An 8,878-nucleotide genomic window follows, 5' to 3' on the forward strand; every position below is an offset into this window, starting at 1 on the left:
AGCATAAAAATGAAGGCGTTCGATCTCCACCGTATGGCATTTGATAAAGTGCCTTTTGATTTCCTTGGCGAAGTTGCACTACGTAGTCTTTATACCTTTGTACTGGTCTTTTTGTTCCTCAAAATGACCGGAAGACGCGGTGTGCGGCAGATGTCGCTGTTTGAAGTTTTAATCATTCTGACGCTGGGATCAGCGGCGGGAGATGTGGCGTTTTATGATGATGTGCCGATGGTCCCGGTACTTATCGTCTTTATTACTCTGGCGTTGTTATACCGCCTGGTAATGTGGTTGATGGCGCACAGTGAAAAACTGGAAGATCTTCTGGAAGGCAAGCCAGTTGTCATTATTGAAGATGGCGAGCTGGCCTGGTCGAAACTCAATAACTCCAACATGACGGAATTTGAGTTCTTTATGGAGCTACGATTGCGTGGCGTGGAGCAGCTGGGGCAGGTACGTCTGGCGATTCTCGAAACCAACGGGCAAATCAGTGTCTATTTCTTTGAAGATGACAAGGTGAAACCGGGTTTACTTATTTTACCCAGTGATTGTACGCAGCGTTACAAAGTGGTGCCGGAGTCGGCGGACTATGCCTGTATTCGTTGTAGTGAAATCATTCATATGAAAGCGGGGGAAAAACAATTATGTCCGCGCTGTGCAAATCCAGAATGGACGAAGGCAAGTCGGGCAAAACGGGTGACCTGACAGTAAAAACATCGGCTTTTTGCTAATAATCCGAGAGATTCTTTTGTGTGATGCAAGCCACATTTTTGCCCTCAACGGTTTTACTCATTGCGATGTGTGTCACTGAATGATAAAACCGATAGCCACAGGAATAATGTATTACCTGTGGTCGCAATCGATTGACCGCGGGTTAATAGCAACGCAACGTGGTGAGGGGAAATGGCTCAAATCTTCAATTTTAGTTCTGGTCCGGCAATGCTACCGGCAGAGGTGCTTAAACAGGCTCAACAGGAACTGCGCGACTGGAACGGTCTTGGTACGTCGGTGATGGAAGTGAGTCACCGTGGCAAAGAGTTCATTCAGGTTGCAGAGGAAGCCGAGAAGGATTTTCGCGATCTTCTTAATGTCCCCTCCAACTACAAGGTATTATTCTGCCATGGCGGTGGTCGCGGTCAGTTTGCTGCGGTACCGCTGAATATTCTCGGTGATAAAACCACCGCAGATTATGTTGATGCCGGTTACTGGGCGGCAAGTGCCATTAAAGAAGCGAAAAAATACTGCACGCCTAATGTCTTTGACGCCAAAGTGACTGTTGATGGTCTGCGCGCGGTTAAGCCAATGCGTGAATGGCAACTCTCTGATAATGCGGCTTATATGCATTACTGCCCGAATGAAACCATCGACGGTATCGCCATCGACGAGACGCCAGACTTCGGCAAAGATGTGGTGGTCGCCGCCGACTTCTCTTCAACCATTCTTTCCCGTCCGATTGACGTCAGCCGTTATGGTGTAATTTACGCTGGCGCGCAGAAAAATATCGGCCCGGCTGGCCTGACAATCGTCATCGTTCGTGAAGATTTGCTGGGCAAAGCGAATATCGCGTGTCCGTCGATTCTGGATTATTCCATCCTCAACGATAACGGCTCCATGTTTAACACGCCGCCGACATTTGCCTGGTATCTATCTGGTCTGGTCTTTAAATGGCTGAAAGCGAACGGCGGTGTAGCTGAAATGGATAAAATCAATCAGCAAAAAGCAGAACTGCTATATGGGGTGATTGATAACAGCGATTTCTACCGCAATGACGTGGCGAAAGCTAACCGTTCGCGGATGAACGTGCCGTTCCAGTTGGCGGACAGTGCGCTTGACAAATTGTTCCTTGAAGAGTCTTTTGCTGCTGGCCTTCATGCACTGAAAGGTCACCGTGTGGTCGGCGGAATGCGCGCGTCTATTTATAACGCCATGCCGCTGGAAGGCGTTAAAGCGCTGACAGACTTCATGGTTGAGTTCGAACGCCGTCACGGCTAATGCCGAAATTTTGCTTAATCCCCACAGCCAGCCTGTGGGGTTTTTATTTCTGTTGTAGAGAGTTGAGTTCATGGAATCCCTGACGTTACAACCCATCGCTCGTGTCGATGGCACTATTAATCTGCCCGGTTCCAAGAGCGTTTCTAACCGCGCTTTATTGCTGGCGGCATTAGCACACGGCAAAACAGTATTAACCAATCTGCTGGATAGCGATGACGTGCGCCATATGCTGAATGCATTAACAGGGTTAGGGGTAAGCTATACGCTTTCAGCCGATCGTACGCGTTGCGAAATTATCGGTAACGGCGGTCCATTACACGCAGAAGGTGCCCTGGAGTTGTTCCTCGGTAACGCCGGAACGGCAATGCGTCCGCTGGCGGCAGCTCTTTGTCTGGGTAGCAATGATATTGTGCTGACCGGTGAGCCGCGTATGAAAGAACGCCCGATTGGTCATCTGGTGGATGCTCTGCGCCTGGGCGGGGCGAAGATCACTTACCTGGAACAAGAAAATTATCCGCCGTTGCGTTTACAGGGCGGCTTTACCGGCGGCAACGTTGACGTTGATGGCTCCGTTTCCAGCCAATTCCTCACCGCACTGTTAATGACTGCGCCTCTTGCGCCGGAAGATACGGTGATTCGTATTAAAGGCGATCTGGTTTCTAAACCTTATATCGACATCACACTCAATCTGATGAAGACGTTTGGTGTTGAAATTGAAAATCAGCACTATCAACAATTTGTCGTAAAAGGCGGGCAGTCTTATCAGTCTCCGGGTACTTATTTGGTCGAAGGCGATGCATCTTCGGCTTCTTACTTTCTGGCAGCAGCAGCAATCAAAGGCGGCACTGTAAAAGTGACCGGTATTGGACGTAACAGTATGCAGGGTGATATTCGCTTTGCTGATGTGCTGGAAAAAATGGGCGCGACCATTTGCTGGGGCGATGATTATATTTCCTGCACGCGTGGTGAACTGAACGCTATTGATATGGATATGAACCATATTCCCGATGCGGCGATGACCATTGCCACGGCGGCGTTATTTGCAAAAGGCACCACCACGCTGCGCAATATCTATAACTGGCGTGTTAAAGAAACCGATCGCCTGTTTGCGATGGCAACAGAACTGCGTAAAGTCGGTGCGGAAGTAGAAGAGGGGCACGATTACATTCGTATCACTCCACCGGAAAAACTGAACTTTGCCGAGATCGCGACATACAATGATCACCGGATGGCGATGTGTTTCTCGCTGGTGGCGTTGTCAGATACACCAGTGACGATTCTTGATCCCAAATGCACGGCCAAAACATTTCCGGATTATTTCGAGCAGCTGGCGCGGATTAGCCAGGCAGCCTGAATGAACAACGGGCAATAAATAGCCAAATCTTTCTTTATCAAAACGTCGGCACATTGTCGGCGTTTTTTTTCGGACCTTGTGAGTCATTTTGATTAATGGTAGCGTCGCTTGTCAATGTAAGTTGTTGATACATAATATTTATATATGATTAATCAACGGATGATTCACATGAAGAATACTAAATTACTGCTGGCGATTGCGACCTCTGCAGCATTACTGACAGGGTGTCAAAATACCCACGGTATTGATACCAATATGGCTATCAGCTCCGGTTTAAATGCCTATAAAGCAGCAACATTAAGCGATGCCGATGCAAAAGCGATTGCCAATCAGGGCTGTGCAGAAATGGACAGCGGCAATCAAGTCGCAAGTAAATCCAGCAAGTACGGTAAACGTCTGGCAAAAATCGCCAAAGCATTGGGTAACAATATTAATGGCACGCCGGTCAACTATAAGGTTTATATGACCAGCGACGTCAACGCATGGGCGATGGCGAACGGCTGTGTTCGTGTCTACAGTAGCCTGATGGACATGATGAATGACAACGAAATTGAAGGCGTTCTGGGCCATGAACTGGGCCACGTCGCGTTGGGTCACTCGCTGGCTGAAATGAAAGCTTCTTATGCGATCGTTGCCGCACGCGATGCCATTTCAGCTACCAGCGGTGTGGCTTCCCAGCTTTCCCGCTCACAATTAGGTGATATCGCAGAAGGCGCTATCAATGCTAAATACTCCCGTGATAAAGAGTCCGAAGCAGATGATTTCTCCTTTGATCTGTTGAAGAAACGTGGCATCAGCACCCAGGGGCTGGTTGGCAGCTTTGAAAAACTGGCTAGCCTGGATGGCGGTCGCACCCAGTCCATGTTTGACTCTCACCCACCATCAACAGAGCGTGCGCAACACATCCGTGATCGTATCGCCTCTGGTAAGTAAATCATTGTCATCTTTCGGGCTGGTCTTCTGCCAGCCCGCTATAATTGCGCAATAAATCCCCATCTGAATACAGACAAAACTGGTTTTTGCACACAACGTTAACGATTTGTGGCGTCGGCGCGTATAATGCGCGCGGTTATGTTAACGGTACGCCTGTTTTAAGGAGATAAAGATGACGGCAATTGCCCCGGTTATTACCATTGATGGCCCAAGCGGTGCAGGGAAAGGCACCTTGTGTAAGGCTATGGCGGAAGCGTTGCAATGGCATCTGCTGGACTCGGGTGCAATTTATCGCGTACTGGCATTGGCGGCATTACATCACCATGTTGATGTTGCGTCGGAAGATGCGCTGGTACCGCTGGCATCCCATCTGGATGTACGTTTTGTGTCGACCAATGGCAATCTGGAAGTGATCCTCGAAGGGGAAGATGTCAGCGGCGAAATTCGTACTCAGGAAGTGGCGAATGCAGCTTCACAAGTCGCGGCATTCCCACGCGTTCGTGAAGCATTATTGCGTCGCCAACGCGCGTTTCGCGAATTACCAGGTCTGATTGCCGATGGCCGCGACATGGGAACGGTGGTATTCCCTGATGCACCAGTGAAAATTTTCCTTGACGCCTCCTCGGAAGAACGTGCGCATCGCCGCATGCTACAGTTGCAGGAGAAGGGCTTTAGTGTTAACTTTGAGCGCCTTTTGGCCGAGATCAAAGAACGCGACGACCGCGATCGTAACCGAGCGGTAGCGCCACTGGTTCCGGCAGCCGATGCTTTAGTGTTGGATTCCACCACCTTAAGCATTGAGCAAGTGATTGAAAAAGCGCTACAATACGCGCGCCAGAAATTGGCTCTCGCATAAGCGACCGAATTTGCAGTACCCCCGTTGCAATGGAATGACAGCGGGTATGTTAAACAACCCCATCCGGCATGGAGCCAGGTGGACGTTAAATATAAACCTGAAGATTAAACATGACTGAATCTTTTGCTCAACTCTTTGAAGAGTCCTTAAAAGAAATCGAAACCCGCCCGGGTTCTATCGTTCGTGGCGTTGTTGTTGCTATCGACAAAGACGTAGTACTGGTTGACGCTGGTCTGAAATCTGAGTCCGCCATCCCGGCTGAGCAGTTCAAAAACGCCCAGGGCGAGCTGGAAATCCAGGTAGGTGACGAAGTTGACGTTGCTCTGGACGCAGTAGAAGACGGCTTCGGTGAAACTCTGCTGTCCCGTGAGAAAGCTAAACGTCACGAAGCCTGGATCACGCTGGAAAAAGCTTACGAAGATGCTGAAACTGTTACCGGTGTTATCAACGGCAAAGTTAAGGGCGGCTTCACTGTTGAGCTGAACGGTATTCGTGCGTTCCTGCCAGGTTCTCTGGTAGACGTTCGTCCGGTGCGTGACACTCTGCACCTGGAAGGCAAAGAGCTTGAATTTAAAGTAATCAAGCTGGATCAGAAGCGCAACAACGTTGTTGTTTCTCGTCGTGCCGTTATCGAATCCGAAAACAGCGCAGAGCGCGATCAGCTGCTGGAAAACCTGCAGGAAGGCATGGAAGTTAAAGGTATCGTTAAGAACCTCACTGACTACGGTGCATTCGTTGATCTGGGCGGCGTTGACGGCCTGCTGCACATCACTGACATGGCCTGGAAACGCGTTAAGCATCCGAGCGAAATCGTCAACGTGGGCGACGAAATCACTGTTAAAGTGCTGAAGTTCGACCGCGAACGTACCCGTGTATCCCTGGGCCTGAAACAGCTGGGCGAAGATCCGTGGGTAGCTATCGCTAAACGTTATCCGGAAGGTACCAAACTGACTGGTCGCGTGACCAACCTGACCGACTACGGCTGCTTCGTTGAAATCGAAGAAGGCGTTGAAGGCCTGGTACACGTTTCCGAAATGGATTGGACCAACAAAAACATCCACCCGTCCAAAGTTGTTAACGTTGGCGATGTAGTGGAAGTTATGGTTCTGGATATCGACGAAGAACGTCGTCGTATCTCCCTGGGTCTGAAACAGTGCAAAGCTAACCCGTGGCAGCAGTTCGCGGAAACCCACAACAAGGGCGACCGTGTTGAAGGTAAAATCAAGTCTATCACTGACTTCGGTATCTTCATCGGCCTGGACGGCGGCATCGACGGCCTGGTTCACCTGTCTGACATCTCCTGGAACGTTGCAGGCGAAGAAGCAGTTCGTGAATACAAAAAAGGCGACGAAATCGCTGCAGTTGTTCTGCAGGTTGACGCAGAACGTGAACGTATCTCCCTGGGCGTTAAACAGCTCGCAGAAGATCCGTTCAACAACTGGGTTGCTCTAAACAAGAAAGGCGCTATCGTAACCGGTAAAGTAACTGCAGTTGACGCTAAAGGCGCAACCGTAGAACTGGCTGACGGCGTTGAAGGTTACCTGCGTGCTTCTGAAGCATCCCGTGACCGCGTTGAAGACGCTACCCTGGTTCTGAGCGTTGGCGACGAAGTTGAAGCTAAATTCACCGGCGTTGATCGTAAAAACCGCGCAATCAGCCTGTCTGTTCGTGCGAAAGACGAAGCTGACGAGAAAGATGCAATCGCAACTGTTAACAAACAGGAAGATGCAAACTTCTCCAACAACGCAATGGCTGAAGCTTTCAAAGCAGCTAAAGGCGAGTAATTCTCTGACTCTTCGGGATTTTTATTCCGAAGTTTGTTGAGTTTACTTGACAGATTGCAGGTTTCGTCCTGTAATCAAGCACTAAGGGCGGCTACGGCCGCCCTTAATCAATGCAGCAACAGCAGCCGCTTAATTTGCCTTTAAGGAACCGGAGGAATCATGACCAAGTCAGAATTGATAGAAAGACTTGCCACCCAGCAATCGCACATTCCCGCCAAGACGGTTGAAGATGCAGTAAAAGAGATGCTGGAGCATATGGCCTCGACTCTTGCGCAGGGCGAGCGTATTGAAATCCGCGGTTTCGGCAGTTTCTCTTTGCACTACCGCGCACCACGTACCGGACGTAATCCGAAGACTGGCGATAAAGTAGAACTGGAAGGAAAATACGTTCCTCACTTTAAACCTGGTAAAGAACTGCGCGATCGCGCCAATATTTACGGTTAAGTTTTTTACTCAAACTTGAACGAGAGAAAAGCACCTGTCGGGTGCTTTTTTCATTTCTCTAATCTGGAACTGGAAGCTGCCTCGCAGAGTTTTGAACAGTTTTCACCCTTTCGTTAAATTCTTCTGAATATGCCTCGGGGAACGCAAAATTCCCACCAGACAACCGCTCAACAAAGTTGCACACTTTCCATAAACAGGGAGGGGTGCATGAAAATAACGACAGTCGGTGTATGCATAATTAGCGGAATTTTTCCGTTGCTGATTTTGCCCCAATTGCCTGGGACATTAACCCTTGCGTTTCTGACTCTCTTCGCCTGCGTACTGGCATTTATCCCTGTTAAAACCGTCCGTTATATCGCGCTGACGTTGCTGTTTTTCGTTTGGGGCATATTATCAGCAAAGCAAATTTTGTGGGCAGGAGAAACCTTAACTGGCGCGACGCAGGATGCAATTGTTGAGATCACTGCAACTGACGGCATGACCACTCATTACGGTCAAATTACTCATCTACAAGGTCGACGTATATTCCCTGCGTCAGGTCTCGTGATGTATGGCGAATATCTTCCGCAAGCGGTTTGTGCTGGACAACAATGGTCAATGAAACTCAAAGTTCGTGCAGTTCATGGCCAACTTAATGATGGCGGCTTTGATAGCCAGCGTTATGCCATTGCCCAGCATCAGCCGCTCACCGGCCGTTTTCTGCAGGCAAGTGTCATTGAACCGAATTGTAGCCTGCGTGCACAGTATCTGGCGTCACTACAAACAACGCTGCAACCCTATCCGTGGAATGCGGTTATTCTTGGTTTAGGTATGGGGGAACGGTTATCCGTCCCCAAAGAAATCAAAAATATCATGCGCGATACTGGAACGGCGCATTTAATGGCGATATCGGGATTGCACATCGCTTTTGCGGCGTTGCTGGCTGCCGGACTCATTCGCAGTGGACAAATTTTTCTGCCTGGGCGCTGGATCCACTGGCAAATACCATTAATTGGCGGAATCTGCTGTGCTGCTTTTTATGCCTGGTTGACGGGAATGCAACCTCCTGCATTGCGTACCATGGTGGCGCTTGCTACGTGGGGAATGCTTAAGTTAAGTGGGCGACAGTGGAGTGGCTGGGATGTATGGATATGTTGTCTGGCGGCAATTTTGCTGATGGATCCTGTTGCCATTCTCTCGCAAAGTTTATGGCTCTCTGCCGCTGCGGTCGCGGCATTGATATTTTGGTATCAGTGGTTTCCCTGTCCTGAGTGGCAACTGCCGCCGGTATTGCGTGCAGTTGTTTCCCTCATCCATCTGCAACTGGGAATCACACTTCTGCTTATGCCCGTGCAAATCGTCATATTTCATGGCATTAGTCTGACCTCGTTTATTGCAAATCTATTAGCAATTCCCTTGGTGACATTTATCACGGTTCCGTTGATCCTCGCCGCGATGGTTGGGTGATGCTGCCAACTTACTGATTTAGTGTATGATGGTGTTTTTGAGGTGCTCCAGTGGCTTCTGTTTCTATCAGCT

7 protein-coding genes and 1 pseudogene are annotated in these 8,878 nt (G+C 49.4%); all 8 read left to right on the forward strand.

Features of this window, described 5'->3' with window-relative positions; translation table 11 throughout:
- Positions 1 to 9 precede the first annotated feature (9 nt).
- A complete protein-coding gene (locus RTW80_RS02960) occupies positions 10 to 702 on the forward strand; it encodes a DUF421 domain-containing protein (RefSeq protein ID WP_000642849.1) in 693 nt (230 codons plus the stop codon).
- Between the two features lie 198 nt (positions 703 to 900).
- On the forward strand, positions 901 to 1,989 hold the full coding sequence (gene serC, locus RTW80_RS02965; protein ID WP_000057149.1) for a 3-phosphoserine/phosphohydroxythreonine transaminase: 1,089 nt from the start codon (positions 901 to 903) through the stop codon (positions 1,987 to 1,989).
- 70 nt (positions 1,990 to 2,059) lie between these two features.
- The gene (gene aroA / locus RTW80_RS02970) at positions 2,060 to 3,343 is read left to right on the forward strand and encodes a 3-phosphoshikimate 1-carboxyvinyltransferase (protein ID WP_000445249.1); all 1,284 of its coding nucleotides are present in this window, start codon (positions 2,060 to 2,062) and stop codon (positions 3,341 to 3,343) included.
- A gap of 168 nt (positions 3,344 to 3,511) precedes the next feature.
- Positions 3,512 to 4,276, forward strand: a complete 765-nt coding sequence (ycaL, locus tag RTW80_RS02975; protein WP_001379643.1) for a metallopeptidase YcaL — start codon at positions 3,512 to 3,514, stop codon at positions 4,274 to 4,276.
- Between the two features lie 172 nt (positions 4,277 to 4,448).
- The gene (gene cmk, locus RTW80_RS02980; RefSeq protein ID WP_000125016.1) at positions 4,449 to 5,132 is read left to right on the forward strand and encodes a (d)CMP kinase; all 684 of its coding nucleotides are present in this window, start codon (positions 4,449 to 4,451) and stop codon (positions 5,130 to 5,132) included.
- A 110-nt stretch (positions 5,133 to 5,242) separates the two neighbouring features.
- Positions 5,243 to 6,916 (forward strand): 30S ribosomal protein S1, encoded by a 1,674-nt coding sequence (gene rpsA / locus RTW80_RS02985; protein WP_000140327.1) that lies wholly within the window; start codon positions 5,243 to 5,245, stop codon positions 6,914 to 6,916.
- A gap of 159 nt (positions 6,917 to 7,075) precedes the next feature.
- Positions 7,076 to 7,360, forward strand: a complete 285-nt coding sequence (gene ihfB / locus RTW80_RS02990; protein ID WP_000167336.1) for an integration host factor subunit beta — start codon at positions 7,076 to 7,078, stop codon at positions 7,358 to 7,360.
- A 207-nt stretch (positions 7,361 to 7,567) separates the two neighbouring features.
- Positions 7,568 to 8,800: pseudogene (locus tag RTW80_RS02995) on the forward strand (DNA internalization-related competence protein ComEC/Rec2); the annotation flags it as partial.
- Positions 8,801 to 8,878 lie beyond the last annotated feature (78 nt).

The sequence above is a fragment of the Escherichia sp. AM3 genome (assembly GCF_032029835.1).
In the GTDB taxonomy this organism is placed as follows: domain Bacteria; phylum Pseudomonadota; class Gammaproteobacteria; order Enterobacterales; family Enterobacteriaceae; genus Escherichia; species Escherichia coli.